Consider the following 20,781-nt stretch of genomic DNA (forward strand, 5'->3'; position numbering starts at 1 on the left):
GTTCTCTTGACTTATTCCAGAAAAGCGGCATACTGGTGTCATGCAACAAGGAGAGCACGACATCGACCCCCGCACCCGGCTGCGGGATGCGGGTCTGCGGGTCACGGCTCCACGCGTTGCGGTCCTGAACACCGTTGCCGCCAATCCGCATTCGGATGCGGAGCAGATCGCCACCGAGGTGCGACGCCAGCTCGGGTCGGTCTCGACCCAGGCGGTCTACGACGTGCTCGGGGCTTGCGTCCGGGTGGGGTTGCTGCGCCGCATCGAGCCCGCGGGCTCGCCGGCGCGGTACGAGGCCCGTACCGCGGACAACCATCACCACCTGGTGTGCCGCTCGTGCGGCACGGTCGTCGACGTCGACTGCGTCGTCGGCCACGCTCCCTGCCTGGAGCCCTCGGATCATCACGGATTCGAGATCGACGAGGCCGAGGTGGTGTTCTGGGGCGTGTGCGCCGATTGCCGAAGGGATTCGGCGAAAACCGAGGCGCAGCATGCCGGCAGCTCACAGAATCAAGACGATGTGCCCGGATCGGGTGGGTCGATCACCTCGAAGACAGCCACAGCCCATCAGCGCCAAGGAGGCTTCGCACAATGACGTCCATTCAGCCACGTCCGACGACGAACGACTTCGGGATCCCGGTCAACAGCGACAACGAGTCCCTCACCGCCGGTACGCAGGGGCCCATCCTCCTGCACGACCACTACCTGATCGAGAAGCTCGCCCACTTCAACCGGGAGCGGGTGCCCGAGCGTGTGGTGCACGCCAAGGGCGGCGGCGCCTTCGGTGAGCTGGTCATCACCGGAGATGTCAGCAAGTACACCAAGGCGAAGTTCCTGCAGCCGGGCAAGAAGACCGAGTCGCTGGTGCGGTTCTCCACCGTCGCCGGTGAGCAGGGCAGCCCCGACACGTGGCGCGACCCGCGCGGTTTCGCGATGAAGTTCTACACCGAGGACGGCAACTACGACCTCGTCGGCAACAACACGCCGGTCTTCTTCATCAAGGACCCGATCAAGTTCCCGGACTTCATCCACTCCCAGAAGCGGCTGCCCGGTTCCGGGCTGCGCGACCACAACATGCAGTGGGACTTCTGGACGCTGCGTCCGGAGTCCGCGCACCAGGTGACCTGGCTCATGGGCGATCGCGGTATCCCGAAGACGTGGCGCCACATGGACGGGTTCGGGTCGCACACCTACCAGTGGGTGAACGAGGCCGGCGAGCGCTTCTGGGTCAAGTACCACTTCAAGACCGACCAGGGCATCGAGTTCCTCACCCAGGCCGAGGCCGACCAGCTGGCCGGCTCGGACCCGGACTTCCACCGCGCCGACCTGTACGACGCGATCGAGCGCGGCGAGTTCCCGAGCTGGACGCTGAAGGTGCAGATCATGCCGGTCGCGGAGGCCGAGGGCTACCGCTTCAATCCGTTCGACCTGACGAAGGTGTGGTCCCAGAAGGACTACCCGCTCATCGAGGTCGGCAAGTGGACGCTCAACCGCAATCCGGAGAACTTCTTCGCGCAGATCGAGCAGGCCTCGTTCGAACCGTCGAACGTGGTGCCCGGCATCGGGTTCAGCCCCGACAAGATGCTGCTGGGCCGCGTCTTCTCGTACGCGGACGCGCACCGCTACCGGATCGGCGCCAACTACGCCGAACTGCCGGTCAACCGCCCCAAGAACGAGGTGAACTCGTACTCGCAGGACGGCTCCATGCGGTACTCGTTCAACGCGCCGAACACCCCGGTGTACGCGCCCAACTCGTTCGGCGGTCCGCACGCCGATCCGACGGTGGCCGGCGACGAGGGCATGTGGGGATTCGACGGTGAGGCCGTGCGCGCCGGGTACATCGACCACCCGGAGGACGGCGACTTCACCCAGGCCGGGACGCTGGTCCGCGAGGTGCTCGACGACGCCGCCCGCGAGCGGCTCGTCGGCAACGTCGTCGGACACGTGCTCGGCGGTGTGAAGGAGCCCGTGCTCTCCCGGGTCTTCGACTACTGGAAGAGCGTGGACGCCGAACTCGGCAAGAAGATCGAGGAAGGTGTGCGCGCCGGTCTGAAGTGACCGATCGACGAGGAAGGACCCGCCGCCGGAGCGTTCCGGGGCGGGTCCTTCCTCGTTCACTCGTCCGTCAGGGGAGCAGACCCCACCAATAGATGAGTGTCGCCGCCAGCCACAGAAGCAGAGTGTCCATAACCGCCTCCCGAGTACTCGAGCGCTGCCTCCATCATGCTCCCGCGCGTCGGGTGCGGACAATGCACGGGGTGGGTCACACGTCGTGCCCGACGCCGCGGTCCGGGGCGCTCATGTCCCCGGTCCGGGGCGTGCCGTCGCCGCGCCCGTACTGCAGGTGCACGACGCCCGTCGGGCCGGCGACCGGCGGTTCCAGGAGGACGAGGTCGGTGGGCACGGCGCCGCCGTCGAACACCTTCTTTCCCACCCCGAGCACGATCGGGTGAACCCACAGCTCGAGGCGGTCGAAGAGCTTCTCCCGGAGCAGGGTCTGTACCAGGTTCAGGCTTCCGACGACCTTGACGTTGCGGTGGCGCTCCCGCAGCGCACGGACGGCACCGGGGAGATCCGGACCGAGCAGCGTGGATCCGGACCACGCGAGGTCGGGCCGGCCGCGCGATGCCACGTACTTGGGGACGCGGTTGAACAGCGTCGCGATCCCATCGTCCTCCCCGCCCTGCTGGTGCGGCCAGTAGGCGGCGAAGATGTCGTAGGTCCGTCGTCCGAGCAGCAGCGCGTCCGTGCCGTCGTACGCGGCGCCCACCTGCGCCGCCGTGACGTCGTCGAGCAGCGGCGCCTGCCAGCCGCCGAACGGGAACCCGACCGGGTCCTCGTCGGGACCCCCGGGCGCCTGCCCGACGAGGTCGAGGGTCGCGAACAGTTCGATGTGGATGAGGCCCATCCCGTCCTCCCGGCGATCGTGATCGTGTCCGTCGGTGAGACAGACCCGTCGGCGCCGGCAGATTCATCGCGACATCGTGCGCGGGCGGCCGGGCGGCTGTCCAGGTCGGTGCCGCGGCCGAACCGCCTGTCCGAACGGCGTGTCGGGGGTCGTTGCTAGCGTCAGTGCCGAGGGGTCCGAGGCCGGAGCGTCGGACCCCTCCGTTGTCGCTGTTCCGTTGTTGGTGCTCGAAAGGTGCTGTCCCACATGGTGATGGGTGCTACCCACGCAATGTCCGGTGCTGTCGTCGGCCTCGCCGTCGCAGACCTCCTCCCGACCGACTGGGGTGGGCCCACCTCCACCGCCGAGACCTTCGCGTTCGCGGGGGTCTGCGCCGGGGCCGCGCTGTTACCGGATCTGGACACCACCCAGTCCACGGTGGCGCGGTCGTTCGGGCCGATCTCGAAGACCCTGGCAGCCGGGATCGACACGCTGTCGCTCGCGGTGTACCGGATGACGAAGGGCCGCAAGGACACCAATCGGCGCGGCGGCCACCGCACCTTCACGCACACCGCCCTGTTCGCCGTCGGACTGGGCGCCGGGATCTCCGCGCTGGTGGGGCAGTTCGGGCGCCCGGCCATCATCGTCACGCTCTTCTTCACCCTCGGCCTCGCGTTGCGGGGGCTGTTCGGGAACTGGGCGCGGGACAAGGGGTGGCTGGTCGTCACCGCCGCATCGGCGTTCCTGTCGATCCTCACGTGGCAGTGGTTCCCGGACCAGGTGGGGTCCACCGGGCTCGGGGTCGCGGTCGCCCTGGGCTGCGCGGTGCACTGTCTGGGCGACATGATCACCAAGGAAGGCGTTCCCTTCCTCGCGCCGTTCGTGCCGTTCGGGGGTCGACGCTGGTGGGAGCTGCGGTTGCCGGCCTTCCTCGCGATCCGTGCGGGCGGAGGCTTCGAACGCGCCATCCTGGGCCCGCTGCTGACGCTCGCCGCCGTCGGACTGGCCCTGTGGACGGTGAACGGAGCACCCGAGGCGATCGCCGACGCCCTGCGGAATTCGGTGCCGACCAGCGGCGGGTAGAACCGCACCGGCGATGCAACCCTCATGCAACGGTGCGCGTGCGAACCTCCCTGCGAGGTGTTCCCACGCGTCGGGGGTGGGAAGACCGGTCGCAGCGGTGCCCGGGCCTCGTCGGGGTCAGGCTCGGGCGCCGCGCGCAACCGCCGCCGCGTGCGGACGTGCTCCCGCTCCCGGTATCGCCCTAGATCGGGCTGGCGAGCTTCCCCTCGGTGCGCAACCCCAGGGCGCTGTCGGGTTCGGACCAGTTCCCGGCACTGCGGAGCGCGTCGACGGCGTCGTCGAACGCGTCCACGAGCCACTGGGCGCGGGATTCGTGGACGGGGGTGATCTCGTCGGGCAGGTCGAAGAAGCGGACCATCCACCATGCAATGGCATCGGGGTCGTCGCTGAGACCGGCCTCGGTGTTGGTGGCCAGCAGGTATCGGCCGAAGGCGAACTCGACGCGGATGGCGTAGTCGTCGCCGTAGTTCACAACGTTGGTGGGGCGATGGGTCGCGGCGGCCAGAGTGGCCAACGCATCCGCGTACCGCTCGCTGTGCTCTCGTTTGCGGGGCATGGCGCTCGTCTCAAGTATGTGCCACTGACCCGACGCCGCGCCGTATCAGCAGCACGGTGTTCGGCTGTCCCCCCACGCTACAGCGCACAGGCGATATCACAACTCGAATCGGTCCCGAGGGGTCTGTCGCGCTCACCCGGTACGGCCGAGCTGGAGACGGTCGGCGAGCGCGGCATTCTCCGCGCGCAGCTCGCGATTGGCGTGCTCGAGGAACAGGATCTGTTTGATGCCGGTGAGGTTCACGCCCGCCTCCACCAGTTCGGTGATCCGAGCGAGGACCTCGAGGTCGGCGTGGCTGTAGCGGCGGGTCCCGCCGGAGGTCCGCGCCGGGGTGATCAGCCCACGCTGCTCGTACAGCCGCAGAGTTTGCGGGCCGAGCCCGGTCAACTCCGAGGTGACCGAGATTCCGAACACGCCGCGCGAGCGATCCGACGACTGCGCTCGCCACTGCACGACTGACTCCATGAAGCGAAAATACCAGTACAAACTTGAACGATCGGGTCAGAACCCCGGAATCCACGTCAGGTGCTGCGGCCGCCCGCTCCCACGGCTACGACGGGTCCGACTCGCGCCAGTACGTGAAGGTGTACGTGCGCGCATGCGGGTCGTCGTGCGTCAGCCGCGTCTGCAGGCTGAGGTCCGTCCAGTCGCGGACCCTCTGCTCGGCCAGGTGGGCGGCAGCGGCTTCGACCGCGGCCGTGTCGGACAGGTCCGAGGGGAGGTCCAAACTCAGTCGCACGATGCCCATACCGCCACCTTAGGAGGCGGACGGCTCCACGGCTGGGAACTGCGGTCACCGCGTCGGCGCCCGGTGTCGTTTCGACCCGGCCGAATCAGAAATACGGAACCACTGGCATCGGAAGCGAACTTGTTCTAGTTTGACTCGACAGTCATGCGCGGCAGCGCTCCACGTGCCGCTTCCCGACGAGGCGATCGGAGTCGATCAGGTGGATGCGGACGAGCGCACCGGCAGCGAGACGCGTAACGGAGTGTCGCGCAGAGGCTTTCTCGGGAAGGCCGCGGCCGCTGCGGCGGGCGCCGCGGCGCTGACCGGCATGGGATGGGCGCCGGCGTTCGCGCTCCCGGCGCCGGGATCGACAGGGTCCGGCGGCGGACCGGTCTCGAACCTCCCACTACCTCCTGACTTCCCGCAGGACATCCCGCTGGCGCAGCAGGGGTACGTCAACTGGGCCAAGGACATCCGCTTCGACGCCGTCTGGACCGCGACCGCGCGCACCCCCGACGATGTGGTGCGGATCGCGAACTGGGCCAAGGACAACGGGTTCCGGGTGCGCGCCAAGGGCACGATGCACGGGTGGAGCCCGTTCACGGTCGTTCCCGGCGAGAACGTCGAGCGGACGCTGCTGGTCGACACGATGACACACCTGAACACGGTGTCGGTCGACGCGAACGCTGCCCCCGCCCGTGTGACGGCCGGTGCGGGCGCCTCGATCGAGGCGGTGCTCACCGCACTCGAACACGAGGGCCTCGGCTGGGCCAACGCGCCCGCGATCGGAGAGCTGTCGATCGCCGGTGCCCTCGCGATCGGTGCCCACGGCGCGACCTACCCGGCATCGGGAGAGACGGTGACCCCCGGGCAGTCCTTCGGGTCGCTGTCCAATCTCATCCTCGCCATGACCGTGGTGACATGGGATGCGGCCGCCGAGCGGTACGTCCTGCGGGAGATCACCCGGGCCGAGCCCGAGATCACCGCGCTGCTGACACATCTGGGACGCACCTTCGTGACGTCGGTGACGCTGCAGGCGGGCGCGAACGCCCGCGTCCGGTGCCAGACATTCCTCGACATCCCGTGGCAGGAGATGTTCGCACCTGCGGGCTCCCCGGGACGCACCTACGAAAGCTACGTCGCCCGGTCCGGGCGCGTCGAGGCCATCTGGTTCCCGTTCACCGACAAGCCGTGGCTCAAGATCTGGACGCCGACGCCGGTCAAGCCGCGGGAATCACGGGAAGTGTTCGGGCCCTACAACTATTTCTTCTCCGACAACCTCCCCGAGCCGGTCACCGACCTGCTCGGCCAGGTCGCGGCAGGAATCCAGGGCGCCACGCCCGCGTTCGGTGTCGTGCAGCTGGCGGCCGTCCAGGCCGGCATCACGCTCACGAACACCGGCGATTTGTGGGGTTGGTCGAAGGACGTGCTGTTCTACCTGCGGCACACGACGCTTCGGGTGATCGCCGGTGGCGGCGTGGTCCTCACCAAGCGGGCCAACATTCAGCGTGCCGTCAACGAGGTCACCACGTGGCACCACAACCGCATGACCGAGCTCGCGGCGCGGGGTGAGTACCCGATCAACTGTGCGTTCGAAGTCCGCATGTGCGGGGTCGACGACCAGGCCGAGGTGCTGGTGGAATCGGCCGGCCCGCCCAACCTCTCGGCCGTGCGGCCGCGTCCGGACCATCCGGAGTGGGACACCTGCATCTGGATGAACGTCACCACACTGCCGGGCACCGCCGGAGCCACCGAGTACCTGCGCGAGTTGGAGCGCTTCATGGCCGGGAACTTCTCGGGGGAATACGCCACCTTCCGGTCCGAGTGGGCCAAGGGCTGGGCCTTCACCGACCAGGGCGGCTACCGCGACACCGAATGGCTGGACGAGGTGCTGCCGGCGGCCTACACGGCCGGCGTCCCGGCGAACGGGAACTGGTCCGCGGCCTGGGCCTCCTTCGACGCCCACGACCCGCACCGCGTGTTCGCCAACTCCTTCCACGAGCGGTGGATGCCGTAGCGGCCGCGGTAGGCGGCAGAATCCTGCGGGAGCTGGCGGTCGTGCTGAACCGGCTGGCCGACGCCGCGGACCGCGTCGGCGCCGCGCACGAGACGTTCGACCGTTACGGTGTCCACCTCGACACCGAGCGCAGCGCCGCCGACGGCGACGGATGGCGAGGGGCGGGAGCAGCCGGCTCGCACCGACCGACCGAGAGGACCACCACGTGAGCGACTGGCCGCTGACCGAGACCTTCCGCAGTACCCACGGGGACGTCCGCTGGGGCAACCTCGGGCAACCGGGGGAGGTGCCGGTCGTCCTGCTGCACGGCACACCGTTCTCGTCGTACGTCTGGCGCGCCGTGGCTCGCTCGCTCGCGCGCCGTCACCACGTGTTCGTCTGGGACATGCCGGGTTACGGCGAGTCGGAGAAACATGTCGGCCAGGACGTCTCGCTGGCCGCACAGGGCCGGGTCTTCACCGAGCTTCTCGCGCACTGGGGCCTCGAGGAGCCGCTGGTGATCAGCCACGACTTCGGCGGCGCCGTCGCGTTGCGGGCGCACCTGCTGCACGGTGCCCGTTATCGTGCGCTCGCGCTGGTCGACGTGGTTGCGCTGGCGCCGTGGGGAAGTCCGTTCTTCCGGCTCGTCGGCGAGCACTCCGACGTCTTCGAACGCCTGCCGCCCGCACTGCACGGCGCCCTGGTCCGCGAGTACGTGAGTTCGGCCAGCAGCCCAGGGTTGCACCCCGCGGTCCTGGACCGGCTGGTGCAGCCGTGGCTCGACGACTGTGGCCAGGCGGCCTTCTACCGGCAGATCGCCCAGGCGGACCAGGCCTACACCGACGAGGTGCAGAACCGCTACGGCGACATCGGAATCCCGACGCTGGTGTGCTGGGGCGAGGACGACAGCTGGATTCCCGAGGCCAAGGGACGAGAACTCGCGGAACGGATTCCCGGTGCCCGATTCGAGGTGATCCCGGGCGCGGGCCACCTCGTCCAGGAGGACGCCCCTGCCGAACTCACGGCCACGCTCCTGGCCTTTCTCGGGGAGCAGTGCTGAGCGACCACGACCGCTGCGGGTGTAACAGCACGAAAGAAGATGCCTACCAGAAGGTATGAAACTTTCCCGGATCGTCATGTCGTCGACGTGTCGGTGCTGCCGGGGCTGAGCACCGGTCCGGCCGGTGTCTACGGCGCCGGGTGCACGTATGTGGTGGTGCCCAGAACCCCGGTGATGTTCGGGCACGCCGTCACGCTGTGGACGCCGACGGCTCCCGGTGAGCACTCGATCATGGCGTACCAGACGTCGGCGGGCGGCCCCGAGGAAACGGTGACGGTCGACGCGGCGACGCCGCTCGGTCCGCTCTGTCTCGTCGCGCCCTGACCGCGGGCTCCCCGCCGTGTCGGCCCGGTGCCTGCGGGCGCTCGACAAAGGACGAGGCCCGGCACCGAAGTCGGTGCCGGGCCTCGTCGCGGGCGCACGGGTTACTGCTTGCCGCCCAACAGGTTCTGCAGGTCGTCGAGCACGATCATCGCGCCCGTGGGGCCCAGCGCCAGGAACCAGGTCTCGTCGGACACCGGAACCGCCTTGCCGTTCTTGACGGCGTTCATGCTCGCCCACAGCGGGCCGCCGAGCACCTCGCCCTCGGCGGTGGTGTCGGGCTTGCCGTAGGTGGAGTAGAAGATCCAGTCGCCGTCGGCCTGCGTGATGGTCTCCGGGCTCACCTCGACGGCCAGCTCCTCGATGTTCTGGACGTCGGGGCGGCGCAAGCCCACGTCCTGCAGGATCACGCCGATGAACGACAGGTTGCCGTACAGGCGGGTCTTGCCGGACATGAAGCGCACCAGCGAGATCGACGGATCGCCCTGGATGCCCTGACGGACCTCGTCGGCGCGCGCCTGGTAGTCGTTGAGCACCGTCTCGGCCTTCTTCTCCTCGCCGAGCGTGTCGGCGACGAGCAGGAAGTTCTCCTTCCACGGGAAGCCGGGGCGGATGCTGAAGACCGTGGGTGCGATCTCCGACAGCCGCGGGTACGTCTTGTCTGCGCGCAGCTTGCTGCCCAGGATCAGATCCGGCTGCAGCGCGGTGATGGCCTCGAGGTTGAGGTTGTTGGTGGTGCCCACGTCGGGCACACCCGCGAGCTTGTCGGCCAGGTACGACGGCTGACCCGCGGCGCCCTCCGGGCTCGCGATGCCGACCGGCGTGATGCCGAGCGACAGCACGTCGTCGAGTTCGCCGCCGTCGAGCACGACCACGCGCTCGGGCTTCTTCTCCAGCACGGTCTCGCCGAGCGCGTGCTTGACGGTGCGCGGGAACTGGCCCGGCTGCGCGTCGCTGCCCAGTTCCGCGGTGGCGGTGTCGGCCGTCGCGAACAGGCGACCGCCGGTCGCGACGTCGCCGTTGCCGGCCGGGTTGTCGGTGGCGTTGTCGGACGAGCCGCACGCGGTGGCGGCGAAGACGGTCGCCAGTGCGACCAGCGCGACGCGGACCGAGGTGCGCCGACGAAGAGGGGTTCGAGCGAACATTAGGTCAGGCTAGCCTGCGGCTGGACCGGATCCCGCGGCGGGATCCGCGTGTCGGTTCCGCTTCGTGGCGCAACGACCGGCGCAATGACCGTCGCGGCCACCGCCCGTCCCGGTAGCCTGCTGCCATGGGCGAAACGGACCGGCTGTGGCGAGAGGTCGTCGGTGAGCAGATTCGGCGCATCCGCACCGATCGCGCCGAGCGGCTGACGGACGTGGCGGAGCGGTCCGGGGTGTCGCCGCAGTACCTGTCGGAGATCGAACGCGGACTCAAGGACCCGTCCTCCGAGTTGCTGGCCGCCGTCGCCGGCGCGCTGGGAACGAACATCGAGGGCCTGGTGCGGCGCGCGTACCCGCTCGCGCCCGTGGTGCGGCTCGCCGCCCCGGCCCCGCCGAGCGTTCGACGCGTGCCGCCCGGCCCGGTGTGCCTGGCGGCCTGACGGCCGACCGGGGCACGCCGGGACGTCAGGGGTGGGCGCGGTTCGCGACCACCGTGTCGACGATTCCGTAGTCGATCGCCGCGTCGGGCGCGAGGACCAGCTGCCGCTCGATGTCGGTGCGGACCTGGTGGGCGCTGCGGCCGGTGCGGTCGGCCAGAATCTGTTCCTGGAGCCGGCGGACCCGCTCGATCTCCTCGGCCTCGAGCACGAGATCCGGGATGGCGGCCCGCCCACCCTCGGTGACCGGTGGATGCAGCACCACGCGTCCGTGCCGCAGAATCGACCGCCGTCCGGGAGTGCCCCCCGCCAGCAGCAGGGCCGCGCTGCCGACCGCCTCGCCCACGCAGGTCGTCTCGATGGGGGCCTGGACGAACTGCATCGCGTCGTACACCGCCAGCACCGACGCCAGGGCGCCGCCGGGTGAGTTGATGTACAGGGAGATGGGCCGCTCCGGCCCCTCGCTCTCGAGGTGCAGCAACTGGGCGATGACGGCGTTCGCGACGCCCTGGTCCACTGCGGTGCCGAGGTACACGATGCGCTCGGCCAACAATCGGCTGTAGATGTCGACCGTCCGTTCGCCGCTGGAGGTCGACAGGGTGACGTAGGGGATCGTGTACGTGCTCACCGCGCCACCCCCAGTCCGAACGTGCGGGAGAGGCGGCGGGGAATCACGTCGTCGAGCGTCGTGACGATCCCGTCGACGAAGCCGTACTCGCGCGCCTCGTCCGCGGTGAACCAGCGGTCGCGCACCGAGTCCTCGGTGATCTGGTCGACCGGTCTTCCGGTGTCCTCGGCGATACAGGCGAGGACGGTGTCCCGGGTGTGACGGATGTCGTCGGCCTGGATCGCGACGTCCGGCGCCGAACCGCCCACCCCGCCGGAGCCCTGGTGCAGCAGCACCTTCGAGTGCGGCAGCGCCAGGCGCTTCCCTCGGGTCCCGGCCGACAGCAGGAACTGGCCCGCGCTGTAGGCCATCCCCAGATTCACCGTCGCGACATCGTTGGGCACCGCGCGCATGCAGTCGCGAATCGCGAGCATGCCGGGCACCGATCCGCCGGGCGAATTGATCAGCAACGCGATGTCCGACTCCGGGTCCTCGGCGGCCAGGACGAGCAGCGCGGTGCAGATGCGGTTGGTGTTGGCCTGCTCGAGCGCGTCACCGAGCAGGATCATCCGCTGCGCGAACAGGCGTTGATTGAGATCGCGGTCGAGTACCGCGGTGGGATCGATCGTGTTTTCCGACATGCGCTCGACTCTGCGGCGCGGGGATCCGGCGGACAATGCCACGCTGCTGTGAGCGGATCCGCCCACGGCGAACGGCGCCCGGCCCGCCGTGGCGGCACCCGGCCCCGAACGAGAAAGACCCCGTCCGAACGTGTCGGACGGGGTCTTGCTGTTCTTCACTGGTCGGGGTGGCGGGATTCGAACCCACGACCTCTTCGTCCCGAACGAAGCGCGCTACCAAGCTGCGCCACACCCCGGTGTTGAACCTCGGTTAGCTTACATTACCGATCTCGTCGGGGTTAAATCGGCTGGTCAGCGACCCAAAACCGCGTCCTCCGCGGCGACGGCGGCGCGGGTGGCGGCGGTGTCCTCGCGGGGCGCCGGCACCAGCGTGAGCAGCGTCGCCTCGGGGCGGCAGCAGAACCGGGCCGGGGCGTACGGCGACGTGCCGACGCCCGCCGACACGTGCAGCCGCATGTGCGCGCCCCACCGGGACGGGCCCTTCACCCGGGAGCGATCCAGCTGGCAGTTGGTCACGAGCGCACCGTAGAACGGCAGGCACAGCTGGCCGCCGTGCGTGTGGCCGGCCAGCACCAGGTCGTAGCCGTCGCCGGCGAAGCGGTCCAGGACCCGGGGCTCGGGGGAGTGGGTGATCCCCAACTTGAGCTGCGCGAGCGGGTTGGGCGGGCCCGCGATGGTGTCGTAGCGATCGCGCTTCAGGTGCGGATCGTCGACACCGGCCGCGGCGATGCGCACGCCCGCGACCTCGAGCTCGCGGTGCACGTGGGTGACGTCGAGCCAGCCCCGCTCGGTGAACGCGGCACGCAGATCGGCCCACGGCAGCGGCGCGCCGAGCACCCGGCGGTGCTCCTTCTTGAAGTAGTTGAGGGGGTTCTTCGGCTTGGGCGCGAAGTAGTCGTTGCTGCCGAACACGAACAGGCCGGGGCGCGCCAACAGCCCGCCCATGGCCTGCACGACGGCCGGCACCGACCTGGCGTGCGAGAGGTTGTCACCGGTGTTGACCACCAGATCGGGTTCCAGCCGATCGAGCTCGCGCAGCCAGTTCTGCTTGAGCTTCTGGTTGGGCATCATGTGCAGATCGCTGATGTGCAGCACCCGGAGGGTCGCCGAACCCGGCTCGAGGACCGGCATCGTCGCCTCCCGGAGCGCGAACGCGTTGCGCTCGATCAGCGAGGCGTAACCGACGCCCAGTGCGGCGGCGCCCGCGGTGGCGAGCGCGGTGCGGCTCAGGACGCTACGGCCGGGGATGCGGTGCGACAGATCAGACACCATTTCAGAATACGGGTGTCGGCAATGAAGATGCAGGACGTGGCGCGGGGCGCGTACCGTTCGGCGCATGGCCGATACCGCTCCCACGCTCAAGTCCCAGCTCCGTGCCGACCTCACGACCGCGATGAAGGCCAAGGATCAACTGCGGCTGTCCACGCTGCGCATGATCCTCGCCGCGGTGCAGAAGGAGGAAACCGCCGGCAAGGAGGCGCGCGAGCTGACCGACGACGAGGTGCTCAAGGTCCTGGCGAAGGAGTCGAAGAAGCGTGGCGAGGCCGCGGAGGTCTACACCGAGGCCGGTCGCGGGGAACTCGCCGCGAACGAGCGCGCCGAGGCGCAGGTGATCGACTCGTACCTGCCCACCCCGCTCACCGACGCCGAACTGGCCGATGTCGCCGACACGGCCATCGCGCAGGTCGCCGAGGAGATCGGCGAACGACCCGGGATGCGCCAGATGGGGCAGGTCATGAAGGCCGCCACCGCGATCGCGGCGGGCAAGGCCGACGGTTCGCGCATCTCCAAGGCGGTCAAGGACCGCCTCTAGGGTGCGAGCGGCTCCCGCGGATCCGATCCACCCGCCCCGCCTGTCCCGCCCTTTCGGTCCGTAACGACCGCCTCCCCGAACAAGATCACACGAGTGATCGAGGCGCAGCAGCGTTCCGGCGTTCAGGGGAGGAAATCGGTATGGGGTGGGTCGGATCGAGAGCTGTGCGTTCGTTCGTCGCGGCGTGCGGAGCGGCCGCGGCCGTCGCAGTGGTCGCACCGGCGACAGCGACGGCGGCGGTGGTCCCGGGTGAACTCGTCCAGATCGACTGGCTGGCCACCAATGGCGGATCGAAAGGCATCTCGGAATTCGCGTTTCCGGTCACCGTCGAGGAGATCGGGGTGACCGGACCGGGGCAGACCTTCTCGGTCGGGCAGCATTTCGGCTTCCAGAACGGGCAGGGCGGCTACGTCGGCATCGAGATCGAGCGTCCCGCAGCGGATGCGCCGCTCGTCGCGCGCACCGTCTTCAGCTACTTCGGACCCGACGTCCAGCAGGCCGGGTGCGGGCCCCTCGTCCCCGGGCCGGGCGGGATGACGTGCCGCGGCGACTTCTTCGACTTCGTGTTGGGCAAGACCTATTCGTTGAAGGTCGAGCAGATGGGGTCCAACTACTGGCAGGCGTCCGTCGACGACGGCGCGATGCGTTATCCGAGGGCGCTCAGCGGCGTCCAGATCTGGAACGAACTGCGCCGGCTCACGCCGTTGGGCTATCAGTCCGTCGGCTACTACACCCCCGCCGACTCGTGCTCGGACGTCGCCCGGGCCAGCGTGCGCCTCGGGACCCCGAGGGCCTACGCGACACCGGTCGACTACGTGGGGACACCGGTCCTCGTCGCTCCCCGCCGCCCGAACCTCACGTGTCTCGGCGCGGTCGCGAACGACGTCGTGCCGGTCGACGGTGGGGTCCGGGTGACGGTGGGGCGGTAGCGGTCAGACCTGGGACTTCGCCTTCGTGAAGACGTCGACGATGGCGTCGCAGAACGCGGGCAGGTCGTCGGGATTGCGGCTGGAAACCCACGAACCGTCGATGACGACCTCCTTGTCGACGACGGTGCCGCCGGCGTTGCGGATGTCCGTCCGCACGCTCGGGTACGACGTCAGCGTCCGCCCGCGCACGACGTCGGCTTCCACCAGCGTCCACGGGCCGTGGCAGATCACGCCGACGGGCTTGCCGGTACCGACGAAGTCCCGGACGAAGGCGACGGCGTCGGCGTCCATCCGCAGATGGTCGGGATTGGTCGTGCCGCCCGGGAGCAGAAGTGCGTCGTAGTCGTCGATCGAGGCGTCGCCGACCACGACGTCGACGTCGTACGTGCCGGCGGCGTTGACGTCGCCGTTCATCGCCTGGATCTGCCCGCTCGACAGCGACACCAGTTTCGTGGTCGCGCCTGCCTCCTCGACCGCCTTGCGCGGTTCGACGAGTTCGACCTCCTCGACCCCGTCGGTGGCGAGAATGGCGATGGTGCGGCCTGCGAGTGCGTCGGTCATGAGTGTCCTTCCTGGCTGAGAGCGTGGTGCCGGTGGCCGTCGCCGGGATGGGCCTCCGGTTCGGATTCGACGTCGGCGAGGACCGGGTCGAAGGCAGGGCCGTCGTTGGGCGTGCCCATGTCGAGCCCGGCACCCTGCCCGTAGACGAGGTGGCCGCCGAGTGCGCCGCCCGCGCCGACCGCGGCCATCCCGAGCACGTTGAGCGCCGTCGCGCCGAGGCCGGGGCGGCGCTTGTGCCGACGGAACGACGCGACCATGAAGGCGATGCCGGCGCCGTTGCTCGCGGCATGGATCAACCCCACCCGGCGCTGCCGGACGTCGCGTTCGCTCCAGTCCGCCCAGCCCGTGGCCAGGGCCGGTGGCACCGTGGCCAGGCCCAGGCCGATCAGCCGCCGGGCGCTGCGCGAATCGCGCAACACGAGGTCGAAGACGAGTGAACTGGTCCACGCCCCGATGGGGATGGTGACCAGCACCGGATGCACGGGGTGGCCGAGCCAGTCGCCGCGGAGGCGGTCACCGATCGGGGTGCGACCCAGCCCCGACTGGAGGCGGTGCTGCAGTGCCGCACTGACCCCGTCGAGGAACGACGCGGACTCGGCCCGGGTGTAGAGGTGACGGAGGTTCATCCACCACGACTACCCGGGACCGGCACGCGTGAAACCAGCGCGAACCGGGCGGCTCAGCCGCTCCCGGACTGGGCGGCTCAGCCGCTCCCCGGACCGGGCGGCTCAGCCGCTGCCGGACCGGGCGGCTCAGCCGCCGGGCGAAGGCGTCGGCCGGTTGGAAGCGGTGCCGGGCGGGGCGGGTTTGACGGACCCGTCACTGACGTAGATCGTGATCGGCGAACCCGGAACCGCCAGCCCCGACGGCGCGGTGCCGGTGACCTGACCCTTGGGGGCGTCCGACTTGGTGGTCGCCGGGTTCACCGTGAAACCGGCGTTCTGCAGTGCGGCCGTGGCGGCACCCTGCGTCAGTCCCACCACGTCGGGAACCTGGGCGTTCTGCGAGCCCTTGACGTACTTCTCGTTGACCGCCGGCAGTGCGACGGGACCGAAGTTGCCGACCACCGGCGTCATCGCCTGGAACCACGTGCGGGCCGGTTCGGTGCCGCCGTAGAGGTTGCCGTCCGAGCACGGACGCAGGGGCGCCGAACAGATCTCGCCCGGGGTGGTCGAGTCGCCGTAGACCAGCACGCTGGCGGCGAGGTTGTTGGTGAATCCGAGGAACCCGGACGACATGTGCGACTCGGTGGTGCCGGTCTTACCGGACATGGGCAGCTTCCAGCCGGCGGCGTTGGCGGCCGCGAAGGACGTGCCGCCCGGCTGGTCGTCCTTGCTGAGGGCCACCGACAGCGTGTCCGCCAGGCCCGGGTCGACCACCTGTTCGCAGGCCTCCTGCGTGATGGAGACGGGCTTGCCCTCCCGGTCGGTGATCGAGTCGATCGGGGTGGGCGGGCACCACTTGCCGTGGGACGCGAGGGTCGCCGCGACGTTGGACAGCTCGAGCGGGTTGACCCACGTGGGGCCGAGCGTGAACGAACCCAGGTTCTGCTGCTTCTGCATGTCGGCCATGCTCTGGTCGCCGAACCCGGACGACCCCGTCGCGGTGTACGACCGCAGGCCCAGCCGCACCGCCATGTCGACGGTCGGGGTGACGCCGGTGGATTCGATGAGCTTGACGAACGCGGTGTTCGGGGACTGCGCCAGCGCGTCCGTCACGGACAGCTTCGCCGCGTAGTTGGGGCTGGCGTTCTCGACGCAGTACGTGGCCGCCGGGCAGCCCCGCGCGCCGCCGTTGCCCATGCCGCGTGCCTCGAAGCGGCGCGGCACGTCGAGCACCGCGCTGGTGCCGAGACCCTTCTCCATCGCGGCGGCCGTGGTGAAGATCTTGAAGATCGACCCGGCGCCGTGCCCGACGAGGGTGTAGGGCTGCGGTTGCACGGTCTGTTCCGCGTCGGTGTCGAGGCCGTACGCGCGACTCGAACCCATCGCCAGCACCCGGTGCTGGTCCTGGCCGGGCTGGACCACGTTCATCACGTTCGCGATGCCGTCGAGTTGGGGGTCGGCGTTGGCGACCAGCGCCGCCTTCACCGACTTCTGCACGGACGGGTCCAGCGTGGTCTTGATCGTGTAACCGCCGCGGTTGATCTGATCGCGGCTCAGGCCGGACGCGGCCAGGTACTGCAGCGCGTAGTCGCAGAAGAAGCCCTGGTCGCCGGCGGCGATGCAGCCCCGGGGCAGCGCCTTCGGTTCGGGGAGCACGCCCAGCGGCGCCGTCTTCGCGGCCCGGATCTCGGTAGCCCGATCCGGGATGTTGGTGATCATGGTGTCGAGCACGGTGTTGCGACGCTCGAGCACGCCGTCGGGGTTGGTGTACGGGTTCAGTGCGGAGCTGGACTGCACCATGCCGGCGAGCATCGCGGCCTGCGGCACGTTCAGGTCCTTGGCATCGATGCCGAAGTACGTCTGGGCGGCGTCCTGGACGCCGAAGGAGCCGTTGCCGAACGGCACGAGGTTGAGATACCGGGTGAGGATCTCGTCCTTGGTGAGTTTCTTGTCGAGCGTGAGCGCCATCCGGATCTCCCGGATCTTGCGGGCGGGTGTCGTCTCGATCGCGGCCCGGCGTTCGGCGTCGTTCTTGGCGACCACGAGCAGTTGGTAATTCTTGACGTACTGCTGGTCGATCGTGGAGGCGCCCTGCTGTACCTCGCCGCTCGTGGTGTTGGTCATGAACGCGCGCAGGGTGCCCTGCCAGTCGACGCCGTGGTGATCGGCGAACCGCTTGTCCTCGATCGAGACGATCGCCAGCTTCATCTCGTTGGAGATCTTCTCGCTCGGCACCTCGAACCGGCGTTGCTCGTAGAGCCACGCGATGGGGTTGCCGGTCACGTCGGTCATCGTGGTGACCGCCGGGACGGTGCCCTCCACCAGCTCGGCCGAGACGTTGTCGACGGCATCGGTGGCGCGGTTGGAGGCGAATCCGAAGCCGCCTGCCAGCGGAAACATCACTCCGGCGAAAAGAACACCGGCAAGTGCGCTGCAGCCCGCGAGCTTGGCGATCGTTTTGGCTCTCGACACGGAGTACAGAGTACGTCGAACGAACCGGGCGGCCCGGTGCGCGACGCGGACCGGACGTCCGTTCGGCGAGGAAACGGCCGTTCCGAGCCGGTCATTTGCGACGAAGTATGACGGCCGTACCAGAATCTGCGCCCCTGATCTTGCGCGCCGCTCGTTCTTTACCTAAGTTAGCTGTCACCGGTGTGATACAGCTAACACTGGATTAGGAATGTGTTGCAGTTCCCACGTGATAGCGGGGAACTGCGTGAGCATCCTGAGCGCCGTGGGGAACGGCGTTCGGACGAAGGGGAACCGAATGCACATGACCAGCCCCGCCACGCGTCTCGACCACGAGCAGGCAGAAGCTCGCATCCAGTGGGTCGCGCAGGCACGATGCCGTGAAGTGGATCCCGACCAGCTCTTCGTACGGGGAGCCGCGCAGCGCAAGGCCGCGACCATCTGCCGGCACTGCCCGGTGCTGATGCAGTGCGGTGCCGACGCGCTCGACAACCGGGTCGAGTTCGGCGTCTGGGGTGGGATGACGGAACGGCAGCGTCGAGCGCTGCTCAAGCAGCATCCGGAGGTCGAGTCCTGGGCCGATTTCTTCGAAGCACAGCGCCAGCACCAGTCCGCAGTCTGATCGCCGGGTCGGTCCTCGTCGGGGAGTAGGTCCGACCGTAGCCACGGGCGAAGTTCCGTCGCGGCGGCGTGCGCTCACGCCGCCGCGACAACCACCCGGGTCAGCCCTCGTGGGTCAGCTGGTCGGCCACCGCGCGCAGCGCCTCGAGATTCGAGACCTCGAACGGCAGGGACGGGACGCCCACGATCGGCACGTGCGGATGTGATGCGGTGAAGCGGCTCAGTAGGCGCACCTCCCGCTTCGCCATGACCGCGCGGTGCGCGTGCACGCGCAGCACCGCCGACGTCAGCTCGTTCGCCGCCGTGGCCGGTTCCGCCTCGTCCAGTTGATCGGCGCCGGTGCGGGCGTGATCGGCGGACAGCGAGCACAGCGTGGGATGGGTGCGGTTGAGGACCAGACCCGCCAACGGCATGCGGTCGCCCGACAGCCGGTCGACGAAGAACGCGGCCTCGCGCAGCGCGTCGGGCTCGGCGGCCGCGATCACCACGAACTGGGTGCCCTCCTTGCGCAGCAGTTCGTAGGTGCGCATCGCGCGCTCGCGGAATCCGCCGAACATCGAATCCAGGGACTGCACGAACGCGGAGGCGTCGGACAGCATCTGGCTGCCCACGACCGTCGAGACGCCCTTGAGGGCCAGGCCCATCGCACCCGTCACCAGCCGGCCGATGCCGCGTCCGGGGGCGGTGAGCAGGCGGATCATCCGGCCGTCGAGGAAGGCGCCGAGCCGCTGCGGGGCGTCGAGGAAGTCGAGCGCGTTGCGCGACGGCGGGGTGTCGACGACGACGAGATCCCACCGGTCGTCGGCCGCGAGCTGCCCCAGCTTCTCCATCGCCATGTACTCCTGCGTGCCGGAGAACGACGTGGCGACCGTTTGATAGAAGGGGTTCGCGAGGATCTGTTCGGCCTTCTCCGGTGTCGAGTGTTCGAGCACCATCTGGTCGAACGTGCGACGCATGTTGAGCATCATCGCGTGCAGTTCCCCGGAGGAACCGGGTGCCAACTGCACCAACTGCGGCTCGTTGTCGAGGTCTTGGACACCCAGCGCCTGCGCCAGGCGCCGCGCCGGATCGATCGTCAGCACCGCGACGCGCCGGCCCTGCTCGGCCGCGCGCAGGGCCATCGCCGCGGCCGTCGTCGTCTTGCCGACGCCGCCGGCCCCGCAGCACACGACGATCCGGGTGTCGGGGTCGACGAGGATGCCGCCCAGGTCGAGGGCCGGGGCGGTGCGCGGCGCGGCGGTGCTGCCGGGCGCGCTCATCGGACGCCCTGCTCGGTCAGCCGCTCGGCCAGCTCGTAGAGCCCGCCGAGATCCATCCCGTCGTCCAGCGCCGGTAGGTACATCCGCGCCACCTTCACCTCGTCCAGTTGGGCTGCACTCTCGTCCTGCGCGGCCAACGTGGCCGCATGCTCGATCGTCTCGGTCAGCAGCCCGGCGAAGTCGTCGTCCGCCAGCGTGATGCCTGCGGTCGCCAGCCCCTTCCGGATCGCGTCGGCGTCGAGGCGTCCCTGCGCGGCTTCCGCGAGCGCGTCGTGGGGCAGGTAGGCGGCGTCGGTCCGGTTCACGATCACGGTGCCCAGGTGCAGGTCGGCGGCCTCGAGCTCGGCGACGGCGTCCGCCGTCTCCTGCACCGGCAGCGCCTCGAGCAACGTCACCAGGTGCACCACGGTCTCGTCGGAATGCAGCAGCCGCACCACGCCCTGGCTCTGCGAGTGGATCGGCCCGCCCTTGGCGAGGTCCGACATGGCCCGGGTGACGTCGAGGAACTTGCCGATCCGTCCGGTCGGCGGCGCGTCCACCACGACGGCGTCGTACACGCGACGACCGGCCTTGTCGGTGCGCACCGTGCACTCCTTGATCTTGCCGGTGAGCAGGACGTCCCGCAGGCCCGGCGCGAGCGTGGTCGCGAACTCGACGGCCCCGATCTTCTTCATCGCGCGACCCGCGAAACCGAGGTTGTAGAACATGTCGAGGTATTCGAGGAACGCGGTCTCGAGGTCGACCGCGAGCGCGAACACCTCGCCCCCGCCCTCGGCGGCCGCGACCTTGGTCTCCTGGGGTGGGAGCGGGGGCACGTCGAACAGTTGCGCTATGCCCTGGCGTCCCTCGACCTCCACGAGCAGTACGCGTCGTCCGCCGGCCGCGAGCGCGAGCGCCAGCGCGGCGGCCACGGTGGACTTGCCGGTGCCGCCCTTCCCGGAGACGAAGTGCAGCCGCGCTGCATCGGCGATGGGGGGCCAGCCCGGCTGGGCGGGGTCCGGCCGCGAATCTCTCGGAGCTGCCACGGGCACGAGCCTATAAGCCGAAGCGCCCGAACGTGTGGGGGA

At 69.4% G+C, this 20,781-nt stretch carries 24 protein-coding genes and 1 tRNA gene; 11 read left to right on the forward strand and 14 right to left on the reverse strand.

What is annotated here, in order from left to right; translation table 11 throughout:
• Positions 1 to 40 precede the first annotated feature (40 nt).
• Together E7742_RS20920 and E7742_RS20925 are read left to right on the forward strand one after the other, a co-directional pair.
• Positions 41 to 595 (forward strand): Fur family transcriptional regulator, encoded by a 555-nt coding sequence (locus E7742_RS20920; RefSeq protein ID WP_137800698.1) that lies wholly within the window; start codon positions 41 to 43, stop codon positions 593 to 595.
• The gene (locus tag E7742_RS20925; RefSeq protein WP_137800699.1) at positions 592 to 2,058 is read left to right on the forward strand and encodes a catalase; all 1,467 of its coding nucleotides are present in this window, start codon (positions 592 to 594) and stop codon (positions 2,056 to 2,058) included. The genes E7742_RS20920 and E7742_RS20925 overlap by 4 nt, the downstream gene beginning before the upstream one ends.
• A gap of 205 nt (positions 2,059 to 2,263) precedes the next feature.
• On the opposite strand, the gene E7742_RS20930 is transcribed toward E7742_RS20925, so the two are convergent.
• Positions 2,264 to 2,908: a dihydrofolate reductase family protein gene (locus tag E7742_RS20930; RefSeq protein ID WP_137800700.1), complete on the reverse strand. Its 645-nt coding sequence runs from the start codon at positions 2,906 to 2,908 to the stop codon at positions 2,264 to 2,266.
• A gap of 246 nt (positions 2,909 to 3,154) precedes the next feature.
• Between E7742_RS20930 and E7742_RS20935 the strand changes: the two genes are divergently transcribed.
• Positions 3,155 to 3,970, forward strand: coding sequence for a metal-dependent hydrolase (locus E7742_RS20935; protein WP_137800701.1), 816 nt, complete (start codon positions 3,155 to 3,157; stop codon positions 3,968 to 3,970).
• Between the two features lie 181 nt (positions 3,971 to 4,151).
• Here E7742_RS20935 and E7742_RS20940 read toward each other — a convergent pair whose 3' ends face one another.
• The 3 genes from E7742_RS20940 to E7742_RS20950 all read right to left on the reverse strand — a co-directional run bounded on the left by E7742_RS20940 (position 4,152) and on the right by E7742_RS20950 (position 5,274).
• Entirely contained in the window at positions 4,152 to 4,526 is a 375-nt protein-coding gene (locus E7742_RS20940; RefSeq protein ID WP_137800702.1) for a hypothetical protein, read from the reverse strand.
• A 132-nt stretch (positions 4,527 to 4,658) separates the two neighbouring features.
• Entirely contained in the window at positions 4,659 to 4,991 is a 333-nt protein-coding gene (locus E7742_RS20945; protein ID WP_137800703.1) for a MerR family transcriptional regulator, read from the reverse strand.
• Positions 4,992 to 5,076: 85 nt separating this feature from the next.
• Positions 5,077 to 5,274, reverse strand: coding sequence for a hypothetical protein (locus E7742_RS20950; protein ID WP_137800704.1), 198 nt, complete (start codon positions 5,272 to 5,274; stop codon positions 5,077 to 5,079).
• A gap of 241 nt (positions 5,275 to 5,515) precedes the next feature.
• Between E7742_RS20950 and E7742_RS20955 the strand changes: the two genes are divergently transcribed.
• Genes E7742_RS20955 through E7742_RS20970 form a run of 4 tightly spaced genes read left to right on the forward strand, consistent with a single transcriptional unit; the run spans position 5,516 to position 8,633 of the window.
• Complete coding sequence (locus E7742_RS20955) at positions 5,516 to 7,270, forward strand: cholesterol oxidase substrate-binding domain-containing protein (protein WP_137801333.1); 1,755 nt, start codon at positions 5,516 to 5,518, stop codon at positions 7,268 to 7,270.
• Positions 7,258 to 7,479: a hypothetical protein gene (locus E7742_RS20960; protein WP_137800705.1), complete on the forward strand. Its 222-nt coding sequence runs from the start codon at positions 7,258 to 7,260 to the stop codon at positions 7,477 to 7,479. Before E7742_RS20955 ends, E7742_RS20960 begins: the two co-directional genes overlap by 13 nt.
• Positions 7,476 to 8,309 (forward strand): alpha/beta fold hydrolase, encoded by an 834-nt coding sequence (locus E7742_RS20965; protein WP_137800706.1) that lies wholly within the window; start codon positions 7,476 to 7,478, stop codon positions 8,307 to 8,309. The genes E7742_RS20960 and E7742_RS20965 overlap by 4 nt, the downstream gene beginning before the upstream one ends.
• Before the next feature lie 39 nt (positions 8,310 to 8,348).
• Positions 8,349 to 8,633 (forward strand): hypothetical protein, encoded by a 285-nt coding sequence (locus E7742_RS20970; protein WP_254699096.1) that lies wholly within the window; start codon positions 8,349 to 8,351, stop codon positions 8,631 to 8,633.
• A 101-nt stretch (positions 8,634 to 8,734) separates the two neighbouring features.
• Here E7742_RS20970 and E7742_RS20975 read toward each other — a convergent pair whose 3' ends face one another.
• Positions 8,735 to 9,775 carry an ABC transporter substrate-binding protein gene (locus tag E7742_RS20975; protein ID WP_137800707.1) on the reverse strand — a complete coding sequence of 347 codons (1,041 nt, stop codon included), beginning with the start codon at positions 9,773 to 9,775 and terminating at the stop codon, positions 8,735 to 8,737.
• A gap of 125 nt (positions 9,776 to 9,900) precedes the next feature.
• On the opposite strand from E7742_RS20975, the gene E7742_RS20980 reads away from it, so the two are divergent.
• On the forward strand, positions 9,901 to 10,212 hold the full coding sequence (locus tag E7742_RS20980; RefSeq protein ID WP_137800708.1) for a helix-turn-helix domain-containing protein: 312 nt from the start codon (positions 9,901 to 9,903) through the stop codon (positions 10,210 to 10,212).
• A 25-nt stretch (positions 10,213 to 10,237) separates the two neighbouring features.
• Here E7742_RS20980 and E7742_RS20985 read toward each other — a convergent pair whose 3' ends face one another.
• From E7742_RS20985 to E7742_RS21000, 4 genes are all read right to left on the reverse strand, one after another.
• Positions 10,238 to 10,837 carry a ClpP family protease gene (locus E7742_RS20985; protein WP_137800709.1) on the reverse strand — a complete coding sequence of 200 codons (600 nt, stop codon included), beginning with the start codon at positions 10,835 to 10,837 and terminating at the stop codon, positions 10,238 to 10,240.
• Complete coding sequence (locus E7742_RS20990) at positions 10,834 to 11,457, reverse strand: ClpP family protease (RefSeq protein ID WP_137800710.1); 624 nt, start codon at positions 11,455 to 11,457, stop codon at positions 10,834 to 10,836. Before E7742_RS20990 ends, E7742_RS20985 begins: the two co-directional genes overlap by 4 nt.
• A gap of 159 nt (positions 11,458 to 11,616) precedes the next feature.
• Positions 11,617 to 11,693: transfer RNA gene (locus E7742_RS20995), tRNA-Pro, on the reverse strand.
• 55 nt (positions 11,694 to 11,748) lie between these two features.
• The gene (locus E7742_RS21000) at positions 11,749 to 12,729 is read right to left on the reverse strand and encodes a metallophosphoesterase (RefSeq protein WP_137800711.1); all 981 of its coding nucleotides are present in this window, start codon (positions 12,727 to 12,729) and stop codon (positions 11,749 to 11,751) included.
• A gap of 64 nt (positions 12,730 to 12,793) precedes the next feature.
• Between E7742_RS21000 and E7742_RS21005 the strand changes: the two genes are divergently transcribed.
• Positions 12,794 to 13,270 carry a GatB/YqeY domain-containing protein gene (locus E7742_RS21005; protein ID WP_137800712.1) on the forward strand — a complete coding sequence of 159 codons (477 nt, stop codon included), beginning with the start codon at positions 12,794 to 12,796 and terminating at the stop codon, positions 13,268 to 13,270.
• Positions 13,271 to 13,434: 164 nt separating this feature from the next.
• On the forward strand, positions 13,435 to 14,199 hold the full coding sequence (locus tag E7742_RS21010; protein ID WP_254699097.1) for a hypothetical protein: 765 nt from the start codon (positions 13,435 to 13,437) through the stop codon (positions 14,197 to 14,199).
• A gap of 3 nt (positions 14,200 to 14,202) precedes the next feature.
• Here the strand turns inward: E7742_RS21010 and E7742_RS21015 are convergent, their stop codons facing one another.
• From E7742_RS21015 to E7742_RS21025, 3 genes are all read right to left on the reverse strand, one after another.
• The gene (locus tag E7742_RS21015) at positions 14,203 to 14,760 is read right to left on the reverse strand and encodes a type 1 glutamine amidotransferase domain-containing protein (RefSeq protein ID WP_137800714.1); all 558 of its coding nucleotides are present in this window, start codon (positions 14,758 to 14,760) and stop codon (positions 14,203 to 14,205) included.
• Positions 14,757 to 15,386 carry a DUF2231 domain-containing protein gene (locus E7742_RS21020; protein ID WP_137800715.1) on the reverse strand — a complete coding sequence of 210 codons (630 nt, stop codon included), beginning with the start codon at positions 15,384 to 15,386 and terminating at the stop codon, positions 14,757 to 14,759. The genes E7742_RS21015 and E7742_RS21020 overlap by 4 nt, the downstream gene beginning before the upstream one ends.
• 126 nt (positions 15,387 to 15,512) lie before the next feature.
• A complete protein-coding gene (locus tag E7742_RS21025; protein WP_137801334.1) occupies positions 15,513 to 17,819 on the reverse strand; it encodes a penicillin-binding protein in 2,307 nt (768 codons plus the stop codon).
• Positions 17,820 to 18,132: 313 nt separating this feature from the next.
• Between E7742_RS21025 and E7742_RS21030 the strand changes: the two genes are divergently transcribed.
• Positions 18,133 to 18,456, forward strand: coding sequence for a WhiB family transcriptional regulator (locus E7742_RS21030; protein WP_137801335.1), 324 nt, complete (start codon positions 18,133 to 18,135; stop codon positions 18,454 to 18,456).
• 100 nt (positions 18,457 to 18,556) lie between these two features.
• Here the strand turns inward: E7742_RS21030 and E7742_RS21035 are convergent, their stop codons facing one another.
• On the reverse strand, positions 18,557 to 19,714 hold the full coding sequence (locus tag E7742_RS21035) for an ArsA family ATPase (RefSeq protein ID WP_137800716.1): 1,158 nt from the start codon (positions 19,712 to 19,714) through the stop codon (positions 18,557 to 18,559).
• Positions 19,711 to 20,739 carry an ArsA-related P-loop ATPase gene (locus E7742_RS21040; protein ID WP_254699099.1) on the reverse strand — a complete coding sequence of 343 codons (1,029 nt, stop codon included), beginning with the start codon at positions 20,737 to 20,739 and terminating at the stop codon, positions 19,711 to 19,713. Before E7742_RS21040 ends, E7742_RS21035 begins: the two co-directional genes overlap by 4 nt.
• Between the last annotated feature and the right edge of the window lie 42 nt (positions 20,740 to 20,781).

This window comes from Rhodococcus sp. SGAir0479 (assembly GCF_005484805.1).
Classification (GTDB): Bacteria; Actinomycetota; Actinomycetes; order Mycobacteriales; family Mycobacteriaceae; genus Prescottella.